Raw genomic sequence first — 20,295 nt, 5'->3', positions numbered from 1 at the left:
TTTACTATCTTGTTCTTCCTTAATTATCATTGTATGAACCGCGAATTTCCGATATCTACGGGATCCAAAATCTCTTACTTTATTGTGGCCCTGGTAACATTGGTATTGGGTTTGTTCCTATGGATAGCTCTTCTTTCAAGGAGTCCTGGATTTTCTGTTTTTGGTATATTTTTAGCCGGATTATCAATATTCATTGTAATAGCTACCCTTAAAAGAAAAATTGTGGTGTATGATGATCGCATTATACACGCCAATATATTCAGAACCCGCGAGCTGCCGATAGCTGATATTAAAGGCTGCAGGGTTGGTCAAAAAGTAATTAATATTATACCTAATACCCCATCTTATTCCAAAATCACAATCAACAATTATATAGATTTTAGCGGTTCGGGAGATCTGGCTAAATGGCTTCGAGAAAACTTTACGGATCTTAATGAGATAGACTATCAAGCCGATCTGCACAGCATTCAGAATGATACCCGACTAGGAATTACAGACGCGGACAAAAAAAATACTATTAATAAAGCCCGGAAAACAGCAATCATTTACAATGTGATTGGAGCTGTCTTTATAATACTTCTTTTTGTTTTTAAAAAAAGTCCTCTTTTTGATGCCGTGCTTCTTGTTTATCCGTTTATAGCCGTGGTTATCATTTTTACCAGTAAAGGCTTAATCAAACTTTTTGCTAAACCACATACCCCATATTACACCCTTTGGATGGGCACATTCGGCGCTATTATTCCCATGTTTATTAAATCAGCGGCAGATTACTCTATTCTTGAACTTAATCACCTTTGGCTTCCTTGTATCATAGCCGCTCTGGCACTAGGTATATTTATACAGTTTTCCGACCCAAACAATAGTGCTACCTCCATCGGATCTTCCTTAATTTTTGTCAGTTTAATAATCGGATGCCTGTATGGTTTCAGCTTTGTTATATTAAGCAATTGTGATTTTGACCATTCACCCGAAAAGGTTTTTCAAGCTACCATATTAGATCATAACATTACACACGGTAAAGGCAGACACTTCCACATTCTAATAAGTCCCTGGGGACCCCAATCAAACACAGCAAATGTTGATGTCTCGGAAACCGAATATTATCAGGATACGGTCGGATCAACAGTTAATGTTTATTTAAAAAAAGGGCTGCTGAATATTCCCTGGTATACCGTTTCAAAATAGCTGGTTTTATACATGCATGCAGACCAATTCCATAATTTAGACTATTTAAGCACCGGCAAGATACAACAACAGGCTGCCTATAACCTACTGTTGAAATACAACCTGTTTGGTATTCTTCAAGCATTTGACCCTATACTTGCCGGTACCGTTCCCATCAATATCGATATAGAAAACAGTGATCTGGATATCATCTGCTGCTTTACTAATAAAGCGGATTTTAAAAACATCGTAGCTTTAAATTTTTCTGCTTTGGAGGGTTTTAAACTTACGGATACCATTATTGATCAACAGGAAACTATCATGGTTAATTTTTCTGTCGATGGTTGGCCGGTAGAGGTTTTTGGCCAGGACATCCCTACCCGGCAGCAAAATGCCTACAAGCACATGGTAGTTGAGCATCTGCTGCTGGAGCATTATGGCGAACCATTCAGGCAACAAGTAATTGAACTCAAAAAACAAGGTTATAAAACCGAGCCTGCTTTTGCCAGGTTACTCGGATTAAATGGCGACCCTTATCTGGAATTACTAAACCCTGCTTTGATCAGTTCGCTTACCGACAAAAAATAAAACCCATCTAAAACAGGCATATTTAATTTTTGAAATACTAAAAATATTATCATAATTTTACTAATATTTTTATCAAAATGAGTGGCGATATATTATTAATTGTTTCTTTAGTGATCCTGGTGCTATCGGTGTTTTTGTTTTTAAAAAAACCAAAAGCGCTGGAATTGATATCAGCCGAGGAATTAAACCGGCTCCGGAACGAGCACGATGTGCTTAAAATTAACCTGGCCAAAGCCGAAGAAAAAGGCAGCATCATATCATCTGAAAAGGAAAATATCATCCAGTTACTAAAGGATGAGAAAACCCGGTTACTGGACGAATTATTATTTGAGCGTACTCAACTGGCACAGGTTAGCAAGGAGTTAGAAAACACCAAAGCTTACTATCAATCGCAGCAGGAAAAACTACAGGAGCAAAAAATAGAGGTAGAGCAGATCCGCACACAGTTTCAGCGAGAGTTTGAAAATGTTGCCGAGAAACTATTGAAAGAAAAATCGAAAGAGTTTATCGATGTAAACCGCAATAATCTGGATATAATCCTAAACCCACTGAAGGAAAACCTGAAAGCTTTTGAGGATAAGGTAGAAAAAGTTTACAATATGGAAGCTGCTGAGCGCAATACGCTGAAAGGAGTAATCACTCAGTTGATGGATCTCAATAAGCAAATCAGCGACGAAGCGCAAAACCTCACTAAAGCCCTTAAAGGCGACAATAAAAAACAAGGAAACTGGGGCGAAGTGATCCTGGAGCGGGTGCTGGAAAGATCGGGTCTGGTGCGGGATCAAGAGTACCGCGTACAAGCCGCCATGCAAGCCACAGATGGCACCCGTTATCAACCCGATGTGATCATTGACCTGCCCGATGATAAACATCTGGTGATCGACTCCAAAGTATCCCTGATCGCTTATGAGCGCCTGGTGAATGCCGATACGGAGGAAGACCGGAAGCTTTTTGCCAAAGCCCATATCGAATCTATACGGGGGCATATTGGTGGCTTATCCTCCAAAAAATATCATGATCTGTACAAGATTAACTCGCCCGACTTTGTACTGCTTTTTGTGCCCATCGAGTCATCTTTTAGCATAGCTGTGCAATTGGATGGAGAGCTGTTTAACTATGCCTGGGATAAAAAGGTGGTGATCGTGAGCCCTTCAACTTTGCTGGCTACGCTGCGAACTATCGCCAGCATGTGGAAACAGGAACGCCAAAACCGAAATGTGCTGGAAATTGCCCGTTTGAGCGGAGATATGTATGATAAATTTGTAGGGTTCCTGGGCGATATGGACAGTATTGGCCGTAACATCAATCAAACCCAAAGCGCTTATAATACCGCACTGAACAAGCTATCGGAAGGCCGCGGAAATTTAACTACTACTGCCGAAAAGATTAAAAAGCTTGGTGCTAAAGCGGATAAGCAAATCGATCAGAAATTTATAGGAGAGGAGTAGGTAAATTCTTTATCCTACTTGTCATCCTGAGGAACGAAGGATCTATTAATGAACTTAGCGTATTATACCAATAGATGCTTCACTCCGTTCAGCATGACAAAGGGAGAGAAATGGACGCTTACATGCTCACATCTTCCCTTCGCTCATTAAACCATGCATTAGCTTGTTTGGAAAACAACAGGCGTAACGCTATCAATTCAATAATGATCTCGATAGCGTATAATGCCATCACCAGATTGGTAAATTTTTCTTTTATACCATGGCTAAGCAGCTGGGCAATGTTAAACCCAAAGGAGAGCAGGTTAAAAAGAACAAACAGGATTATCACAATACGGGCCCATTTCTTTCCTGCCGAAATAGCGGTGATAATGGCGCTGATCACAATAAAAACAACCAGAAAGGGGATAATACCAATGCCATCGAGCCAATCGGTAATCATAGACAGTATGAAACCGATATACAACAACATTACCGCTGTAGCAACCTGTTTGGGCTTATTATTATCAGGATCCTGTCCGCTGAATTTTTTGAAGAGACTGTTAAACATTCCTTATTAATCCTTTTTAAATGCGTTCCATCCCTGGGCTTTTAAGGCATGTACGTTACCTGTTTTGGTAATAAGATTACAGCCCGCTGAAGGCTCTGTGATATGCCCGATGATGGTGATATCCATCTTGAACTTAATCTTGTCGTAGTCGGCTTGTTTTACGGTAAAAAGCAGTTCGTAGTCTTCGCCGCCACTCAACGCGCAAACGGTAGGGTCGAGGTTAAATTCGCGAGCTGTTTCATAGGTCATCGGATCCAGCGGGATCTTATCTTCGTACAGGTTGCAGCCTTTATCGCTTTGCTTACAAATGTGTAATATCTCTGATGCCAAACCGTCAGATACATCGATCATAGCCGTTGGCTTTACATCGATGCTTTTCAACAACTCTACAATATCCCGGCGGGCCTCCGGCTTTAACTGGCGCTCCACAATATAATCCTTGCCTTCCAGATCGGGCTGAACCTGTGGATTTTCCAGGTAGATCAGCTTTTCACGCTCCAGCAATTGCAAACCGACATACGCACCGCCTAAATCGCCAGATACACAGATCAAATCCCCTTCACCGGCAGTATTACGATAAGTTACATCAGCTTCATCGGCATAACCAATAGACGTTACGCTAATCACCAACCCTTGTTTTGATGAAGTGGTATCGCCACCAACCAGATCTACATTATATTTTTCGCAAGCGATGTAAATGCCCTCGTAAAGCTCTTCAATAGCTTCCAGCGGAAATTTACTCGACATTCCAATAGATACCGTAACCTGCGATGCGGTACCATTCATGGCATAAATATCACTCAGGTTTACTTGTATAGCTTTATAACCAAGATGCTTTAAAGGCGTATAAGCCAGGTCGAAATGAATGCCTTCCAACAGCATATCGGTGCTTACCAGTACTTTCTTTCCGGTAAAGTCCAATACTGCTGCATCATCGCCAACTCCCTTCACGGTGCTTTGCTGAGTTAGTTTGATGTTTTTTGTCAGATGACCTATCAGCCCAAATTCGCCCAGGTCCTCTAAATTCGTTCTATCTTGATTTTCAAACATTTTTTCTTCAATATAATAATCTGCAAAAGTACAGATTGTTGCCCGGGGTTACCAAATGGCTACAATTTAGTTAGCTTAAAATTTTCGGGCCGTCGCAAAAATCGCATGATGTCTTTCGCCGAAGGCGGAAAAAAATTTTGAGATTTTAAGTTCAATACCTATCGCATTTAATAATGCGGGTCCCTCCATACTTCCTACCGCCGAAGGCGGGAAATTTTTGGCCGATTTTAGGCTATCAAACAAAACCAGCCGGCAACAGCGCAATAACCCATCACATCCGCCGAAGGCGGGAAAAATTTTTTAGGATTTTTAGCTTCTTTAAAAAATCTTCCCTTTTATAAGCCCAATTGTGCTGATATTTCCAGCATCCGTTCAATCGGTTTTACCGCACGTTCAATAATATGTTCGGGCACTGTAATCTCAGGCGATCCATTTTTTAAACACAAATACAATTTCTCTAATGTGTTTCTTTTCATATGCGGACAATCATTACAGGCACAATTGTTATTTGGTGGCGCCGGAATAAACGTTTTATCCGGGTTTTCCTTTTGCATCTGGTGTAGTATACCAGCTTCTGTAGCTACTATAAATTCTTTATCCGCATGGCTGCCAGCATATTTTAATATCCCGGTTGTTGAGCCTATATAATCGGCCATTTTCAATATAACTTCCTCGCATTCAGGATGTGCCAATAATTTAGCATTGGGGTACCTTTCCTTGAGTTTAGTTATCTTTTCCCTAGAAAAAATTTCATGAACCATACAGGCTCCGTTCCACAGTACCAGGTCGCGGCCTGTTTTTTTAGCCACATAAGCCCCCAGGTTTTTATCGGGCCCAAATATGATCTTCTGATCTTTTGGCAAACTTTCTACAATGGCTACCGCGTTACTTGATGTACAAACAATATCACTTAAAGCTTTCAGTTCGGCTGTGCAGTTTACATAGGTGATCACCAGGTGATCCGGATAGTTTTCCTTAAACTTTTTAAATAAATGAGGTGGGCAACTATCTGCTAATGAGCAACCTGCCTTTAAGTCGGGTAATAAAACCTTTTTGTTTGGTGAAAGTATTTTGGCGGTTTCGGCCATGAAGTGTACCCCGGCGAAAACGATAATATCGGCATCAGTTTTTGCGGCTTGTTGTGAAAGCCCCAAACTATCTCCAATATAATCCGCAATATCCTGGATATCGGGTTCCTGGTAATAATGAGCCAAAATAACTGCATTTTTTTCCTTTTTAAGTTTTTCAATTTCATCAAAAAGATCCAGTGTGGGGTCGATGTATTCGTCCACAAATCCTTTCACATTTAATTCTTCGAAGATATCCATTTCAACATTTCAATTAATAACAACTAATTTTTTATATAAATAAAACTATTGTTTATTGGTGTGTTAGTATTGTGCAAAAGTCGTGATATATTTTGTTTCATTAATTAGTTTTCACATTTTACTAACAGTTATCCACATCTTTTGATCTTATATTTGATTGATTTTGTGATTCGTATGACAATCAAATTTTATTTAAAAAAGTTTTATGTTAATATTTTGTGAGTGGGGAAAATGTTAGCTATATGACTTTACTACCTCAAAAGTCGCTCAAAAATTATTCATATTAGCATTAAAAATAGGAGTTATCCACGAGTTGATTATTTATTAGCTATTTGTTTACATGAAATTAACAGGTTTTATACCTGTTGTTAACACTAATTATACTTTTACACATTTTACATATAAATATGACCAAAACTGTTGATTTTCTGGTTGTGGGTTCCGGTATAGCCGGATTGAGTTTTGCGCTGAAAGCAGCAAAGCATGGTAAGGTTCTGATAGTTACAAAATCAAACGAGGACGAATCAAACACTAAGTATGCGCAGGGTGGCGTTGCGGTGGTTGTGGATAAAAAAGAAGATTCTTTTGAAAAACATATAGAAGACACCTTAATATCGGGTGATGGCCTTTGCGACAAAGAAGTTGTAGAGGCTGTTGTTAAAGAAGGTCCGGCCCGGATCAATGAAATTATTGATTACGGAACCAATTTCGACAAGACAAATGAAGGCTTTTATGACCTGGCCAAAGAAGGTGGGCATTCTGAATTCAGGGTATTACATTATAAAGATGTAACTGGCTGGGAAATAGAGCGTTCACTATTAGAAGAGATACATAAGAACCCTAATATTGAGATATTAACACATTATTTCGCTGTCGATCTGATCACACAGCACCATTTAGGTGAGCTGGTTGGTAAATCCAGTACGGATATCACTTGCTATGGTATTTATGCTTTCAACACCGAAAGTAATATTGTGGAAAAGATATTATCCAAAGTAACGGTGATGGCTTCTGGTGGAGCGGGCCATATATATGCAGTTACTACTAATCCAACTATTGCCACTGGTGATGGGGTTGCCATGGTTTATAGAGCCAAAGGAAAAGTAAGGAACATGGAGTTTATACAATTTCACCCTACGGCCTTATATAATCCTGGTGAATATCCTTCCTTTTTAATATCTGAAGCTGTACGTGGCTTTGGAGGTGTATTAAGACGTACTAATGGTGAAGAGTTTATGCAGGAATATGATCCGCGTAAATCATTGGCTCCACGTGACATTACAGCACGTGCTATTGACGCGGAGATTAAAAAATCGGGTGAAGATTTTGTTTATTTAGATATCAGGCATCGCAGTAAAAAAGATATTTTAAACCATTTCCCTAATATATATGCCAAATGCCTGGAGATAGGTATTGATATGACTAAGGATATGATACCAGTTGCTCCGGCCTGTCATTATATGTGTGGTGGTATTATGGTGAACCATGTTGGGCAATCATCTATATTAAGATTATATGCCTGCGGAGAATGTTCATCAACTGGTCTGCATGGTGCTAATCGTTTGGCTTCCAATTCATTATTAGAAGCATTGGTTTTTGCTCACCGTATATATGAAGATGCGGTAAGTAAATTTAAAGATTTTGTTATCCCGGATAATATCCCGGATTGGGACGAAAAGGGTGTGCAACTTTCAAACGAGGACATCCTGGTAACACACAACGTACGCGAAATGCAGAAGTTGATGAATGATTATGTAGGTATCGTTCGTTCTGATTTCAGGCTGGAAAGAGCTTTGCGTCGTTTAGGATTGTTGTATGAGGAAACGGAATCTTTTTATAAGAAAACGAAATTATCTGTAAAGCTTTGCGAACTACGTAATTTAATACAGGTATCATTTATTGTTGTAAAATCGGCAATGTTACGTAAAGAGAGTAGGGGCTTACATTATACTACGGATTACCCGGTGCATGCGGAGAAGGTAGAAGATACCGTTTTTTAAAAAAGTAAATTTTGTCGTTCTGAACGGAGTGAAGAATCTGTTATATCATTAGTCTATAGGTGAATAGACCCTTCGTTCCTCAGGATGGCAATTGAGATATAATAATATTTGAGCGGAAAACGGGATTCGAACCCGCGGCCTTCAGTTTGGGAAACTGATGCTCTACCAGCTGAGCTATTTCCGCTTAAATTTTATACCCAAACATAATTAAAAAGTACATCATTCAATAATTTCCATTTACTAAATCAATAATTCAATAACTCACGAATAAAAGCTATGCCTGTAATACTGCCTGTAAAAGATAAAAGCCCGGTTTGGGGTGAGGATTGTTTTATTGCTCCAAACGCTACTATTGTTGGTGATGTAGTGATGGGTAAAAATTGCTCGGTTTGGTTTAATGCTGTTATCCGTGGTGATGTGCACTATATTAAAATAGGTGATAATACCAATATACAGGATGGTGCAGTGATACATGCCACTTATTTAAAGGCGGCTACCAATATAGGTAGTAACGTATCTATTGGGCACAACGCCCTTGTGCATGGCTGTACGTTGCATGATCATACGCTGGTAGGTATGGGCGCCATTGTGATGGATCATGCTGTGGTGAATGAATTTGTGATCATTGCAGCTGGTGCAGTAGTGTTAGAGAATACTATTTGTGAATCAGGATACCTGTATGCCGGTATCCCTGCCAAAAAGATAAAACCTTTAACAGATGAACAAAAAGCTCTGCTGAAACAGCTCCCCAATAATTATATTATGTACTCTGCCTGGTTTAAGGAGTAATAGGCTCTTTAGGTACCGTTATAGCTTCTTCTGCTTCCCAGTTTGGCCTTAAGGATATTACTTTTTCACTTACCCAAATGTGTTCCGGCTGTTTTCTAAGATGTACGTTTCCGCTGTCCCATTTACCGTTTTTGTTTTCATCATAAATTACCCGGAATATATATTTTCCTGTAATAATATTTTTATAAACTATAGAGCCATTACGTTTTATGGGATCGCTTTGTAAAACTTTCTTTTGTTCGTTTAGCAATTCAACAACATATGATTTTCCTGTATCTGGAAGGGTAACCTTTAAAGTAAGTGTACTGTAATTATCTGTTTTATCTAACTGGAATTTTTTTGATATTCTTTTATTCTTATCACCATATATGGAGGTAAATGCTGCTTCATTAAATATAATTTCATATTTACTGCCTTGCCGCCATCTATATTTTACAGTGATCTTTTTAAAATTGCCAGTGTCCTTTTGTAAGGTAAGATCGCTGGTTGCAACGGCAACTGAGTCTTCATTAAGTGTGATGAGCGAGTTATCAAAGTTTTCTATGGGTAAGCTGGCTGTCAATTTTAAGTCGGTACCGGGCTTTAGCAGGTTGTTGCCGTTAATATTATACTGAAAGGTTAAAGCTCTCTGAAAGCTCTCCTTTTTACCTTTTAAAAGCGAAGTAGAATCAATGGGCTTACCATTATCAAATACAGCCACCCGTATAGAATCAAAATTCATATTACGCAGATATACTGATGCAGTATCTTTTGTTTTACTAAAGTCTACCTGTTTTTGTTTATCGACATCTGCAGGATAAATAACTTTTATAGAAGGATTATTTAAAGCTTTATTAAAAACGAAAAGCAATTTACCATCGGTGTCAAACCGTTTTTCTGAAAACCTGAATTTCTCTGGATTTTGCTTAAATAGATTTAACTGAATATTTGAAGTGTCGGATCTGAGGTGGATTGTTTTTTTTAAGAAAGCTATCAATTCCTGGTCGTTATCAAATATCTTGTTAGGGGATGCTTCTTTAAGGGCATAGATCCTGTAGTCATCTTCGCGCAAATTGTTTAGACTAAAATTTCCGGAGGAGTCTGTAGTTGCGAAAATACTTGGTTTCTTTTTACCGAAAAGGAGGGAGTCTTGCTTTAATGTAAAAAGCATTACGGTTACATCTTTTTCTTTTTCCTGGGTTAAAGTATTGGTAACACTTCCCGAGATGCTTAAAGAATCAATATGCGGACCTGTCGAAAAAACGTAAGTAAAGTTTTTGAGTACGTTACCTTCATTAACATCTTGTATAGCTTTTCCAAAATTGATAACGTAGGTAGTATTTTTTTGCAGTGAGTCTTTAAGTTTTATTTTTAAGATCCTTTTGCTCGAAATGTACTCCGGTTGTTTTTCCATCGCCGGGCTCATGCTTATTTCCTGGTACTGGTTGGTGAGTTTAATGAACTCATCAAATTCCAGATCAATTTCCTTGGCTTTAAAATTCCGGGTTTTATTGGCCGGTATAGCCTTCACTAATTTGGGTGGAGTGAGGTCACGCGGTCCTCCCTGGGGGGGTTGTTGAGCTGCGCATCCAAAAAGGATTAAAAGTGCCAAAAAAGAGAATGGAAAATTGTGAAAATTGACCCGTTTTTTGTTTAACATGGTTTTTAGGCGATATAAGCGATTTTTATATTTTTATGAGTTATGATATTAAAAAATGAAAATAATTGATTTAAAACAATATTTTATAAAGTGTTTATTATCAATAAGTTATATTCTATCTGGAGACATGAACCATTAAAACTGAAATATCAGATGGTGATACGCCCGAAATTCGGGATGCCTGACCTAAAGTGCGTGGTTTTATCTTCATCAATTTTTCGCGTGCTTCTTTTGAAAGAGATACCAGGGTATGATAATCAAACTCCGGATTGATTTCTCGGTCTTCCATTTTTTTCATGCGGTCAACAATTTCCATTTCTTTTATAAAGTAACTCTCATATTTGATTTTTATTTCAGCTTGTTCAACAGTTTCTTTATCATAAGCTGATAATAATTCGGTCAAAGATCCATCTACCTTCTTAAGGTCATTAAAGCCAACTTGCGGACGGCTTAATAAATTAAAAAGTTTGGCACTTTGCGATAGGGGACTAGTACCTAATTCATCAAGTAAGCTATTTACATTTGACGGATCAATTGATTTGCTCCTGGTGTAAGCAACAATATCATCAGAGTTTTTAACTTTTTGTTTTACCTTTTCTAAGCGCTCGTCATTGATCAATCCTAACTCATGACCCATAGGGCTTAGCCTGATATCAGCGTTATCCTGACGTAGTAACAGGCGGTGTTCGGCCCTGGAAGTAAACATTCGGTAGGGTTCTTCGGTACCTTTAGTTACCAGGTCGTCAATCAATACACCAATATATGATTCTGATCTTTTCAAAATCAATTCATGTTTATCGTTAATTTTTTGATGCGCGTTGATCCCCGCAATGAAGCCTTGAGATGCCGCTTCCTCATATCCGGTAGTACCATTGATCTGCCCTGCGAAGTACAGGTTACTGATCAATTTAGTTTCCAGAGTTAAACCTAATTGGGTAGGTGGGAAGTAATCGTACTCAATGGCATAACCCGGACGGAACATTTTTGCATTCTCAAAACCTGGTATTTGAGTAAGCGCTTTGTACTGTACATCCTCTGGTAGGGAGGTAGAAAAACCATTTACATAGATCTCAATAGTATTCAATCCTTCCGGTTCAACAAATATCTGGTGACGATCCCGCTCTGCAAAACGGTTTATTTTATCTTCGATAGAAGGACAATAACGTGGACCTAAGCCTTTAATTCTGCCTGTAAACATGGGCGACTTTTCAAAGCCTTCCTTCAATGTTTCGTGTACTTTGGTATTGGTATAAGTAATCCAGCAGCAGCGTTGTTCCTGGATCATATCTACATCAGTGAAAGAAAAGCGACCACGTTCTTCGTCACCCCATTGCTCTTCCATTAGGCTATAGTTAAGACTGCGGCCATCAATACGGGGTGGGGTACCGGTCTTCATTCTGCCCGAGTCAAAGCCTAAAGTAACCAGTTGTTCGGTTAAACCTGTAGCTGATTTCTCACCAGATCTGCCACCGCCAAACTTCTTTTCACCTATGTGTATTATACCATTTAAAAAGGTACCGTTAGTAAGTACAACGGCGTCTGCTTCTATCTCTACGCCTATAGAGGTACGTACACCTTTTATGGTGTTATCCTTTACTAAAAGGGAGGTAACGGTATCCTGCCAGAAGTCAACATTTGGTGTTCTTTCCAAGGCCAATCTCCATTCTTCTGCAAAGCGCATACGATCACTTTGAGCCCTTGGGCTCCACATTGCTGGTCCTTTTGATTGGTTCAGCATCCTGAATTGGATAGAGGTTTTATCTGTAATAATACCTGAGTATCCACCTAAAGCATCTATTTCACGCACTATTTGTCCCTTGGCAACACCACCCATAGCAGGGTTACAGCTCATCTGTGCAATGGTTCCCATATTCATGGTAATGAGCAATACAGACGACCCCAAATTGGCAGCAGCAGCAGCAGCTTCGCAGCCGGCATGGCCTGCACCAACAACTATTACATTATATTTCTTAAACATTTTTACCTCCATGTTCCACGTGGAACATTATGATCTTATAGTCAATTATGCTTGAAATAAGCGATTTGATGATCTTATTTATTGTCGATGTTCCACGTGGAACGTCATATTCTTTTAGTTTTATTGAATAGTAGAATACAAAACTATTCAATCTATACCGATGTTCCACGTGGAACCTTTAATAATGATATTAAAGCTACAAAGCCCCATACATCCTCTAATACCACAAATGGATAGAAGTTAACCATGTAAGAGGCATAGCAACAAGTACCTGCACCTATAAAATTCATGAGCTTATATACCTTGCTTTCGGCTGATAATTTGTTAAATAAATTTAGCAAAAAAGCAATCAAAAGTATGATTACACCTGCTGAAGCAATGATATCTGATACTTTCACTTTATGATTCGTTTAACTCGGTTAATTCCATCCACCGCATACTTTTAGCATCCAGTTTCTTATTCAGGGTATCAATTTCAGCTAGTATATCATTCAACTTTTCCGGAGCTATGCCTGTTGTATTTAGCTGTTCGGTTTTATCCTTTATTTGGTTTTCTATAGCTTGTATTTCTGCTTCGGTTGTTTCTAATTCTTTGGCTTCTTTAAAGCTTAATTTACTTTTTTTAGCAACAGGAGCTGGAGTAGGAGCAACAGGAGCTGGTTTTTTGGCTTGTTGCTTTTCCTCTTCCAGATCAATACGGTAAGATGAATAATTACCATTGTAGATACGTACATGGCCGCCATCTTCCATAATAAATAGCTGATCGGTTAGCTTATCCAGTAAATACCTATCGTGCGATACAATCATTAATACACCCGTGTAATTGGTTAAAAACTCTTCCAATACATTCAAGGTATCAATATCCAGATCGTTTGTAGGCTCATCCAGGATCAAGAAATTAGGATTCTTCATCAGAATGCTCATTAACTGCAGGCGTTTCTTTTCGCCACCGCTTAGCTTAGATATAAATCCATATTGTTTAGCAGGCGGGAATAAGAATAAAGTGAGCAGGGCAGAGGCTGAGATAGTTTTACCATCGGCCATCGTAATAAACTCTGCAACGTTTTTTACAATATCAATTACACGCTCATCTTCCTTGAATTTAATGCCCGATTGATGAAAATAGCCCAATACAGTAGTTTCGCCTTTTACCACTGTTCCTTTATCTGGTTGTAAAGCTCCGGTAATAACATTAAGTAGGGTAGATTTGCCACTACCATTACGACCAGCTAAACCAATCCGATCGCCTTTTTTGAATATATAGCTGAAATCCTTAATAAAAGTACGGTCGCCAAATGATTTAAAGAGGTGTTCCATCTCCATGATCTTGTTACCCTGCCGTGCTGTTTTTACACTCAGTTCAACTTTTTCGCGGATACCACCTGCTTTGGTTTTCTCTTCCAGATCATAATAGGCATCAATGCGTGCCTTTGATTTAGTTCCGCGGGCTTGTGGCTGTCTGCGCATCCATTCCAGCTCCTTGCGTAGCAGGTTGCTGTTTTTTTGGAAAGTAGCTTCATCTGCGGCATCCCGTTCGGCTTTCTTTTCCAGATAGTATCCATAGCTACCGTTATAAGGTTGTATTTTACCTCGGTCTATCTCTAATATCTCGTTACATACATTATCCAGGAAATACCTGTCGTGCGTAACCATCAATATGGTTTTGTTACCTTCGGTGAGTAATTTCTCCAGCCACTCTATAGTATCGATATCCAAATGGTTGGTAGGCTCATCCAGTATATAAATGTCCGGGTCTTCGATAAGCAGTTTGGCTAAAGCCAGACGTTTCTTTTGACCACCAGATAGGGTATTGATCTTTTGATTCAGGTGATGTATATCCAACCGGCCCAAAATGGTTTTGATCTTGTACTCATACTCCCAGGCATCAACTTCACTCATCTCTTCCATTACTTTTTCAATAGCCTTGGCGTTGTCGGGATCATTTTCCAAAAGCTCCTCGTACTTACGGATCAATTGCTGTTGTACATCATCGGCATGAAAAATATAATCACTGATAGTTACCGCATCCTTAAAACCAGGGTCTTGTTCCAGATAACCCATGTTCAAGTCACGGCTCTGAACTACTTTACCTTCGGTGGGCTTGAGGTGACCGGCCAGTAATTTAAGCAGGGTAGATTTACCTGCACCATTTACACCCACCAGTGCAACCCTGCGGCCACGGTTTATACCGATGGTTATGTTTTTAAATAGCCAGTTGTCATGAAATTGATGACCAAGATTTTCAGCAGAAATGTAAGTGCTCACGATAGTTCTTTTATTTTGTCAGACTCATATATAAACAAGCCCATGTTAGTTTGCATTGATTGTTTGTACATAGCAGAGGCTACTTTTACAGCCGGAATACTTTTGTATTTTTTTAAGACCCCAAATAGTAAAGGCTCTATTATTTTGTATAGCACAGTTACTATTTTTTCTTCCACTCGTTTTTCTTGTCTCTTGCCGGTTAATAGTGATGGGCGATAGATATGCAAAGCGGGTATACCAACATGTTGTATATCCGCTTCTAATTCACCCTTTGTTTTGATATAAAAAGTAGACGAAGCTTTGTTGGCTCCTATGGAGGAAACCAGGTGATATTGCTCTATGCCATTTTTATGCGCCAATTGCGCCAATATCAAAGGATAATCATGGTCAATTTTGCGGTAAACAATCTTGTCTGGTGTTTTATGTCTGGTTGTACCTAAACAGCAAAATATAGCATGGCCGGTTATGGCACTGGAATAACTCTCCAGCTGATCAAAATCCACCACCAATTGAGTCAATTTAGGATGTTGGATGGGTAATTCTTTTCTAACCAGAATTAAAACTTCATCATAAAAAGCCTCTCGTAGTAAAATATCCAGTAAATTACTGCCAATTAGTCCGCTCGAACCTGCAATAATAGCCTTATTTGCCATAGTACGCACAATTTTTTGCAAAAATACACATAAATAAATTGTGGAATAAGAATTATATGTTTAAACATATAAATAGGAGAGCATCATGAAAACTATATTTTATCCCGAAAACGAACGTAGAAAAAATAACCTTGGTTGGTTAAAAGCTAACTTTTCATTCAGCTTTGCATCATATTATGATCCCAACAAGGTTAATTTTGGTGTATTAAGGGTATTAAACGATGATATTATTGCCGGCGGTACAGGTTTTGGGACACACCCGCATGATAATATGGAAATCATAACCATACCATTGGAGGGAGGCTTGGAACACAAAGACAGTATGGGTAATACGGGCGTGATTCGTGCTGGTGAAGTTCAGGTGATGTCGGCCGGAACCGGCGTTTATCATTCCGAGTATAATGCTTCCCGTACAGAAGAAGCTAAGACCTTACAGATATGGCTTTTCCCTAAGGAACTAGATATACAGCCTCGTTATGACCAGAAGGATTTTAAGCCGCTTTTAAAGACAAACCAGCTTACCACATTGATATCGCCGGTAAAGAGCCTGGATACACTTTGGTTAAACCAGGATGCCACTTTTAGCATGGGTGATTTTGAAGCAGGTACCCAGCTAAATTATGATATAAAAACAGGGGGAAATGGGGCTTATGTGTTTGTTATAGAAGGTTCTATCAAAATAAATAGTGCTGTTTTAAACAAAAGAGATGCGCTGGGTGTTTATGATACCAGTTCATTTACAATTGAACCCGAAGAATTTTCCCGTTTCCTGATCATTGATGTACCAATGTCATAAACCTGCAAGCCGAACCTAAAGGTTAATTTTCTTGAACTGCAAAACAAAGGGATAGAATTTTGTTTTATCCTCACAATTAGTTGAACATAACTTATGGCAGAACAAGCAATTACCGGATGGAGGAAGTGGGCAGAAGACATTGGCGAGCAATGTGTTTTCTTTGCCCGTTTTTTCAGAAATATATTTGCCGGCGGCTTTGAATGGTCGGAATTTGTGCGGCAATGTTATGAAATAGGCTATCGCTCCATGATGCTGGTAGGTATTACCTCCTTTATCATGGGACTGGTTTTAATTGTACAGCTCAGACCATCATTAGTTGGTCTTGGGGCTGCCAGTATGTTACCCAAAACCCTTACAGTTTCTTTTATCCGCGAAATAGGACCGGTTATAACGGCTATTATTTGTGCAGGTAAGATAGCATCGAGTATCGGCGCTGAACTAGGCAGCATGAAGGTTACCGAGCAGATAGATGCTATGGAAGTATCAGGCGCCAATCCGCTGCAATATCTCGTTGTTACGCGTATTTTAGCTACCAGCCTCATGGTACCCCTTCTTTCTATTATTGGCGATGCTATAGGCTTGTTTGGTGGCTTCCTGGCCTTAAATATTACAGATAGTATCAGCTTTTCGCTTTATTTTACTAAATGTATCTCCTCCCTTGATTTTTCAGACTTTTTGCCGGCTGTAGTGAAAACCATTTTTTTCGGCTTTGCGATAGGTTTTGTTGGCTGTTATAAAGGTTATCATTCCAACAAAGGGACCGAGAGTGTAGGTATCGCGGCTAATTCAGCAGTGGTAACGGCTTCCCTGTGGATATTTGTTATTGATGCCATAGCTGTCCAGATCACCAGTTTATTATTTTATCATTGATATGAAAGCCGCCGTTAAAAATATGGAAGCGAAGAAACCTGCATCATCACAAAAAGAGGAAGTGGTTATACATGCTAAAGGTGTAGCCAAAGCCTTTGGTGACAAGGAAGTATTGAAAGACATCAGCTTTGATCTTAAAAGAGGAGAAAATATGGTGGTTTTAGGCAAATCAGGCATGGGAAAATCGGTGACCATACAATGTATAGTGGGTATGCTTAAACCGGATGCTGGCACCTTAACCGTATTGGGCGAAAATGTAGTAGAAATGGAAGACGAGGATCTGAAACAGTTGCGTATGAAAATTGGGTTTTTGTTTCAGAGTGGGGCCTTATATGATTCTATGACGGTACGGGAGAATCTGGAGTTTCCATTAACGAGGGTACTAAAACTTAATGATCAGCAGGAGATAGATAAACGGGTAGAGGAAGTGCTGGACGGTGTGGGCTTATTGGATGCTATCGATAAGCTGCCGTCAGACCTATCTGGCGGGATGCGTAAAAGGGTAGGTCTGGCCCGGACACTTATTGTAAAGCCCGAAATTATGCTGTATGACGAACCCACTACCGGGCTAGATCCCATCACTTCACGTGAAATCAGCGAGCTGATACTCCATATGCAAAAGAAATATAAAACATCATCTATCATTATTACACACGATATGGAATGTGCCCGGATAACGGCCGACCGCATTGTAGTGATGGATGATGGCGAATATATAGCCGAAGGCTCTTATAAAGAGCTGCAAAAATCGGATAACAAAATGGTACGATCATTTTTTAACGAAACAACATGAAAACCACATCATCACAAAAAATAAAAATTGGCCTGTTCACCTTCGCCGGATTGGTGGTTTTGGTATTGGCTATCTTTTTTATAGGCAGTCAAAAAAGCTTGTTTAATTCTACATTCAATGTATATGGCACTTTTAAAAATGTAAGTGGCTTGCAAGTAGGCAATAATGTACGCTTTGCGGGTATCAACATAGGTGTAGTACAGTCAATTAACATTGTAACGGATAGCTCGGTAAGGGTTGACCTGACACTAAATAACAGTGTTAAAAAATTCATTAAAACTGATGCAAAAATGAGTATTGGGAGTGATGGATTGATGGGCGATAAGCTGGTGGTAATTGCTCCTGGTGGTATAACAAGTCATACAGAGGTACAGCCAGGAGGGCATTTAGGATCCATAAACCCGGTTGATGTAGACAAAATAATAACCAAACTTACGCGAGTTGCTGATAATGCGGAAACGTTAACGACAGATCTATCTCATATTGTTGGTAAAATCAATAGCGGAAAAGGAAGTATAGGTCGCTTGCTGAATAGTGATGATATGGCTAAAAACATCGAAAGTACGGTTAAACAAGCACAAACTACCATGAAAAAAGTGCATACCACCACTAACACCCTCAATGAAGACCTGACTGCAGCACAGCATAATTTTTTATTAAGAGGCTTTTTTAATAAAAAGAAAAAGGCGGCTAAAGCAAAACAGGATTCCATTAAAAAAGTACAGGAACAAGCCCAAAAAGATAAGGAAAAAGCCGCGAAGGAAAAGGATGATAAGGGAAACTAGCAAAAATTTTACCTGGTGTTTTGTAATATTTTTTGTAGCGCGGATCAACTAAATACAACTATACAGAATAATGTACACCCAGGCTATACATTAGCCCTAAAAAACAGGCACTTTCTGTGAACAAAATGAACAAAAAAGCCGCCGGAGAGCATCCGGCGGCTTTTGCCTTTTTAAAAGCAAAGTTTTTAGTTCAAATATTTAGTAATTTCTGGGGATAGTGGGGTTGTTTGTGACCTGAAACGGTGAATCAGTTTACCATTTTCATCAATCAGAAATTTTTCAAAGTTCCATTTGATATCACCTGTAAAATCAGGGTTCGGTGCTGTGGTCAGATACTGAAACAATGGATCGATATCAAGCCCTAACACGCTAACTTTTCCGCTCATCGGGAAGGTTACCGAGAAGTTTTCTTTGCAAAAAGTTTTGATATCCTGATTTGTACCAGGCTCTTGTCCGCCAAAGTTATTAGCTGGGAAACCCACTACTACTAATTTACCTTTGTATTGTTCAGATAATTTCTCCAGATCGGTGTATTGTTTGGTAAAGCCGCATTTGGAGGCCGTATTTACAATAAGCACTTTTTTGCCTTTGTATTTTGCCAATGTAAAATCTTTTCCGTCAATACTTTTCAGCTTAAACTCATATACAGATGAGGGCGCTGTGATAAAAAGGAAAGCGAATATTAAAGCAAGTAGTTTCATGTTTTTTTATAATTGATGTGAGACAAATTTCTTAGAGTAAAATTAACTATTAAAAAGTTCTTTTAGCCAAATACTCATCTTCTTTTTGTGTCATTTTCTTCTTTGTAACAACACTTTTATCGGTGTAGCCCAACAGGTGTAAGGCGCCATGTATAATTACACGATGCAGCTCATCGGTTTCGGTGATATTGAATTTAGCTGCGTTTTCGCGTACGCGTTCAACGGAAATGAAAATATCGCCCACAATATCACCTTCCACTTCCGAATTATCAAAGGTAATGATGTCGGTATAGGTATCATGATCAAGATACTGCTGGTTCATAGGGAGCAAATACGCATCTGAGCAAAAAACGTAGGTAAGCTCTTTCAATTTAAAACCCTCGGCGGCGATGGTATCTTTGATCCACTGGCGCACAAGGGTTTTATTTTTTAGTTTATAACTGATGTCTTCCTCAAAAAACTGAATAGCGGGCATTATATTTTAAAATGTAGTTCGATAGTATTGCCCGATGCATTAAAAATGCATTGATCGGCCAAATGCTTGATGATGAAAACGCCGCGACCAGTTAAGTTTTCCAGATTTTCGGGCGAAGTAGGATCGGCGAGGTTCGTGTAATCAAAACCCGGACCCTCGTCGGTAACAGTCCATACAATACGCTTGGGTTCCACCTCAGCATTAATAATTACCTTTTTTGTTTCGTCGAGTTTATTGCCATGGATAATAGCATTTATAGCGGCTTCGTTAAGGCAGGTCATCATGTTAGCGAAAGTATCTTCGGCTACGTGATATTTATCAGCAATTTCTTCAATCAGCTGCTCAAGTTGCGCTATGCTTTCCGTTTTTGACGGTAGCTGTAACGTAAACAATTCGCTGCTGGTATGAACATTTGCCTGTTCCATG

At 39.2% G+C, this 20,295-nt stretch carries 20 protein-coding genes and 1 tRNA gene; 9 read left to right on the top strand and 12 right to left on the bottom strand.

The window, feature by feature from the left end:
- The first annotated feature begins 33 nt into the window (after positions 1-33).
- From G7092_RS20180 to G7092_RS20170, 3 genes are all read left to right on the top strand, one after another.
- Positions 34-1,185 (top strand): EbsA family protein, encoded by a 1,152-nt coding sequence (locus G7092_RS20180; protein WP_166091783.1) that lies wholly within the window; start codon positions 34-36, stop codon positions 1,183-1,185.
- Between the two features lie 12 nt (positions 1,186-1,197).
- Positions 1,198-1,752 (top strand): DUF4269 domain-containing protein, encoded by a 555-nt coding sequence (locus G7092_RS20175; RefSeq protein ID WP_166091781.1) that lies wholly within the window; start codon positions 1,198-1,200, stop codon positions 1,750-1,752.
- A 77-nt stretch (positions 1,753-1,829) separates the two neighbouring features.
- Complete coding sequence (locus G7092_RS20170) at positions 1,830-3,200, top strand: DNA recombination protein RmuC (RefSeq protein ID WP_166091779.1); 1,371 nt, start codon at positions 1,830-1,832, stop codon at positions 3,198-3,200.
- 118 nt (positions 3,201-3,318) lie between these two features.
- On the opposite strand, the gene G7092_RS20165 is transcribed toward G7092_RS20170, so the two are convergent.
- The 3 genes from G7092_RS20165 to nadA form a co-directional block, all read right to left on the bottom strand.
- Complete coding sequence (locus G7092_RS20165) at positions 3,319-3,747, bottom strand: hypothetical protein (RefSeq protein ID WP_166091777.1); 429 nt, start codon at positions 3,745-3,747, stop codon at positions 3,319-3,321.
- A gap of 6 nt (positions 3,748-3,753) precedes the next feature.
- Positions 3,754-4,797 carry a thiamine-phosphate kinase gene (gene thiL / locus G7092_RS20160; protein WP_166091774.1) on the bottom strand — a complete coding sequence of 348 codons (1,044 nt, stop codon included), beginning with the start codon at positions 4,795-4,797 and terminating at the stop codon, positions 3,754-3,756.
- A gap of 335 nt (positions 4,798-5,132) precedes the next feature.
- Positions 5,133-6,125 carry a quinolinate synthase NadA gene (gene nadA / locus G7092_RS20155; protein WP_166091772.1) on the bottom strand — a complete coding sequence of 331 codons (993 nt, stop codon included), beginning with the start codon at positions 6,123-6,125 and terminating at the stop codon, positions 5,133-5,135.
- Positions 6,126-6,532: 407 nt separating this feature from the next.
- On the opposite strand from nadA, the gene nadB reads away from it, so the two are divergent.
- The gene (gene nadB, locus G7092_RS20150) at positions 6,533-8,125 is read left to right on the top strand and encodes an L-aspartate oxidase (protein WP_166091770.1); all 1,593 of its coding nucleotides are present in this window, start codon (positions 6,533-6,535) and stop codon (positions 8,123-8,125) included.
- Positions 8,126-8,236: 111 nt separating this feature from the next.
- On the opposite strand, the gene G7092_RS20145 is transcribed toward nadB, so the two are convergent.
- Positions 8,237-8,309: transfer RNA gene (locus G7092_RS20145), tRNA-Gly, on the bottom strand.
- Positions 8,310-8,401: 92 nt separating this feature from the next.
- On the opposite strand from G7092_RS20145, the gene G7092_RS20140 reads away from it, so the two are divergent.
- Positions 8,402-8,914 (top strand): gamma carbonic anhydrase family protein, encoded by a 513-nt coding sequence (locus G7092_RS20140; protein WP_166091768.1) that lies wholly within the window; start codon positions 8,402-8,404, stop codon positions 8,912-8,914.
- Here the strand turns inward: G7092_RS20140 and G7092_RS20135 are convergent.
- The 5 genes from G7092_RS20135 to G7092_RS20115 form a co-directional block, all read right to left on the bottom strand.
- Entirely contained in the window at positions 8,904-10,553 is a 1,650-nt protein-coding gene (locus G7092_RS20135; protein ID WP_235953913.1) for an Ig-like domain-containing domain, read from the bottom strand. The two genes, G7092_RS20140 and G7092_RS20135, sit on opposite strands and share 11 nt — an antisense overlap.
- 115 nt (positions 10,554-10,668) lie before the next feature.
- Entirely contained in the window at positions 10,669-12,531 is a 1,863-nt protein-coding gene (gene mnmG / locus G7092_RS20130; RefSeq protein WP_166091763.1) for a tRNA uridine-5-carboxymethylaminomethyl(34) synthesis enzyme MnmG, read from the bottom strand.
- 152 nt (positions 12,532-12,683) lie between these two features.
- The gene (locus tag G7092_RS20125) at positions 12,684-12,929 is read right to left on the bottom strand and encodes a CBU_0592 family membrane protein (RefSeq protein WP_202985372.1); all 246 of its coding nucleotides are present in this window, start codon (positions 12,927-12,929) and stop codon (positions 12,684-12,686) included.
- Between the two features lies 1 nt (position 12,930).
- Positions 12,931-14,796 (bottom strand): ABC-F family ATP-binding cassette domain-containing protein, encoded by a 1,866-nt coding sequence (locus G7092_RS20120; RefSeq protein WP_166091760.1) that lies wholly within the window; start codon positions 14,794-14,796, stop codon positions 12,931-12,933.
- Complete coding sequence (locus tag G7092_RS20115; protein ID WP_166091758.1) at positions 14,793-15,449, bottom strand: NAD(P)H-binding protein; 657 nt, start codon at positions 15,447-15,449, stop codon at positions 14,793-14,795. The genes G7092_RS20120 and G7092_RS20115 overlap by 4 nt, the downstream gene beginning before the upstream one ends.
- A gap of 85 nt (positions 15,450-15,534) precedes the next feature.
- On the opposite strand from G7092_RS20115, the gene G7092_RS20110 reads away from it, so the two are divergent.
- The 4 genes from G7092_RS20110 (at position 15,535) to G7092_RS20095 (ending at position 18,693) form a co-directional block, all read left to right on the top strand.
- A complete protein-coding gene (locus tag G7092_RS20110) occupies positions 15,535-16,245 on the top strand; it encodes a pirin family protein (RefSeq protein WP_166091756.1) in 711 nt (236 codons plus the stop codon).
- A 93-nt stretch (positions 16,246-16,338) separates the two neighbouring features.
- Positions 16,339-17,115, top strand: a complete 777-nt coding sequence (locus tag G7092_RS20105) for an MlaE family ABC transporter permease (protein WP_166091754.1) — start codon at positions 16,339-16,341, stop codon at positions 17,113-17,115.
- A 22-nt stretch (positions 17,116-17,137) separates the two neighbouring features.
- The gene (locus G7092_RS20100) at positions 17,138-17,908 is read left to right on the top strand and encodes an ABC transporter ATP-binding protein (RefSeq protein WP_235953912.1); all 771 of its coding nucleotides are present in this window, start codon (positions 17,138-17,140) and stop codon (positions 17,906-17,908) included.
- Positions 17,905-18,693, top strand: coding sequence for an MlaD family protein (locus G7092_RS20095; RefSeq protein WP_166091750.1), 789 nt, complete (start codon positions 17,905-17,907; stop codon positions 18,691-18,693). Before G7092_RS20100 ends, G7092_RS20095 begins: the two co-directional genes overlap by 4 nt.
- Before the next feature lie 185 nt (positions 18,694-18,878).
- On the opposite strand, the gene G7092_RS20090 is transcribed toward G7092_RS20095, so the two are convergent.
- The 3 genes from G7092_RS20090 to G7092_RS20080 are packed head-to-tail and all read right to left on the bottom strand — an operon-like array spanning position 18,879 to position 20,294.
- Positions 18,879-19,394, bottom strand: coding sequence for a glutathione peroxidase (locus tag G7092_RS20090; protein ID WP_166091748.1), 516 nt, complete (start codon positions 19,392-19,394; stop codon positions 18,879-18,881).
- Between the two features lie 49 nt (positions 19,395-19,443).
- Positions 19,444-19,869 carry an rRNA maturation RNase YbeY gene (ybeY, locus tag G7092_RS20085; protein WP_166091746.1) on the bottom strand — a complete coding sequence of 142 codons (426 nt, stop codon included), beginning with the start codon at positions 19,867-19,869 and terminating at the stop codon, positions 19,444-19,446.
- Entirely contained in the window at positions 19,869-20,294 is a 426-nt protein-coding gene (locus G7092_RS20080; protein ID WP_076371010.1) for an ATP-binding protein, read from the bottom strand. Before G7092_RS20080 ends, ybeY begins: the two co-directional genes overlap by 1 nt.
- Between the last annotated feature and the right edge of the window lies 1 nt (position 20,295).

It is taken from the genome of Mucilaginibacter inviolabilis, assembly GCF_011089895.1.
Classification (GTDB): Bacteria; Bacteroidota; Bacteroidia; order Sphingobacteriales; family Sphingobacteriaceae; genus Mucilaginibacter; species Mucilaginibacter inviolabilis.
The sequence above is the reverse complement of the archived record's forward strand: the minus strand, read 5'-3'. Positions and strand labels throughout refer to the sequence as shown.

What these genes read in the sequence shown, in the direction of transcription:
- G7092_RS20100 (WP_235953912.1), top strand. Translation starts at nt 17,138, where the DNA reads ATGGAAGCGAAGAAACCTGCATCATCACAAAAAGAGGAAGTGGTTATA.
- nadA (WP_166091772.1), bottom strand. Translation starts at nt 6,125, where the DNA reads ATGGATATCTTCGAAGAATTAAATGTGAAAGGATTTGTGGACGAATAC.
- ybeY (WP_166091746.1), bottom strand. Translation starts at nt 19,869, where the DNA reads ATGCCCGCTATTCAGTTTTTTGAGGAAGACATCAGTTATAAACTAAAA.
- G7092_RS20170 (WP_166091779.1), top strand. Translation starts at nt 1,830, where the DNA reads ATGAGTGGCGATATATTATTAATTGTTTCTTTAGTGATCCTGGTGCTA.
- nadB (WP_166091770.1), top strand. Translation starts at nt 6,533, where the DNA reads ATGACCAAAACTGTTGATTTTCTGGTTGTGGGTTCCGGTATAGCCGGA.
- G7092_RS20080 (WP_076371010.1), bottom strand. Translation starts at nt 20,294, where the DNA reads ATGGAACAGGCAAATGTTCATACCAGCAGCGAATTGTTTACGTTACAG.
- G7092_RS20135 (WP_235953913.1), bottom strand. Translation starts at nt 10,553, where the DNA reads ATGTTAAACAAAAAACGGGTCAATTTTCACAATTTTCCATTCTCTTTT.
- G7092_RS20105 (WP_166091754.1), top strand. Translation starts at nt 16,339, where the DNA reads ATGGCAGAACAAGCAATTACCGGATGGAGGAAGTGGGCAGAAGACATT.
- G7092_RS20180 (WP_166091783.1), top strand. Translation starts at nt 34, where the DNA reads ATGAACCGCGAATTTCCGATATCTACGGGATCCAAAATCTCTTACTTT.
- G7092_RS20115 (WP_166091758.1), bottom strand. Translation starts at nt 15,449, where the DNA reads ATGGCAAATAAGGCTATTATTGCAGGTTCGAGCGGACTAATTGGCAGT.
- mnmG (WP_166091763.1), bottom strand. Translation starts at nt 12,531, where the DNA reads ATGTTTAAGAAATATAATGTAATAGTTGTTGGTGCAGGCCATGCCGGC.
- thiL (WP_166091774.1), bottom strand. Translation starts at nt 4,797, where the DNA reads ATGTTTGAAAATCAAGATAGAACGAATTTAGAGGACCTGGGCGAATTT.
- G7092_RS20110 (WP_166091756.1), top strand. Translation starts at nt 15,535, where the DNA reads ATGAAAACTATATTTTATCCCGAAAACGAACGTAGAAAAAATAACCTT.
- G7092_RS20090 (WP_166091748.1), bottom strand. Translation starts at nt 19,394, where the DNA reads ATGAAACTACTTGCTTTAATATTCGCTTTCCTTTTTATCACAGCGCCC.
- G7092_RS20095 (WP_166091750.1), top strand. Translation starts at nt 17,905, where the DNA reads ATGAAAACCACATCATCACAAAAAATAAAAATTGGCCTGTTCACCTTC.
- G7092_RS20165 (WP_166091777.1), bottom strand. Translation starts at nt 3,747, where the DNA reads ATGTTTAACAGTCTCTTCAAAAAATTCAGCGGACAGGATCCTGATAAT.
- G7092_RS20140 (WP_166091768.1), top strand. Translation starts at nt 8,402, where the DNA reads ATGCCTGTAATACTGCCTGTAAAAGATAAAAGCCCGGTTTGGGGTGAG.
- G7092_RS20175 (WP_166091781.1), top strand. Translation starts at nt 1,198, where the DNA reads ATGCATGCAGACCAATTCCATAATTTAGACTATTTAAGCACCGGCAAG.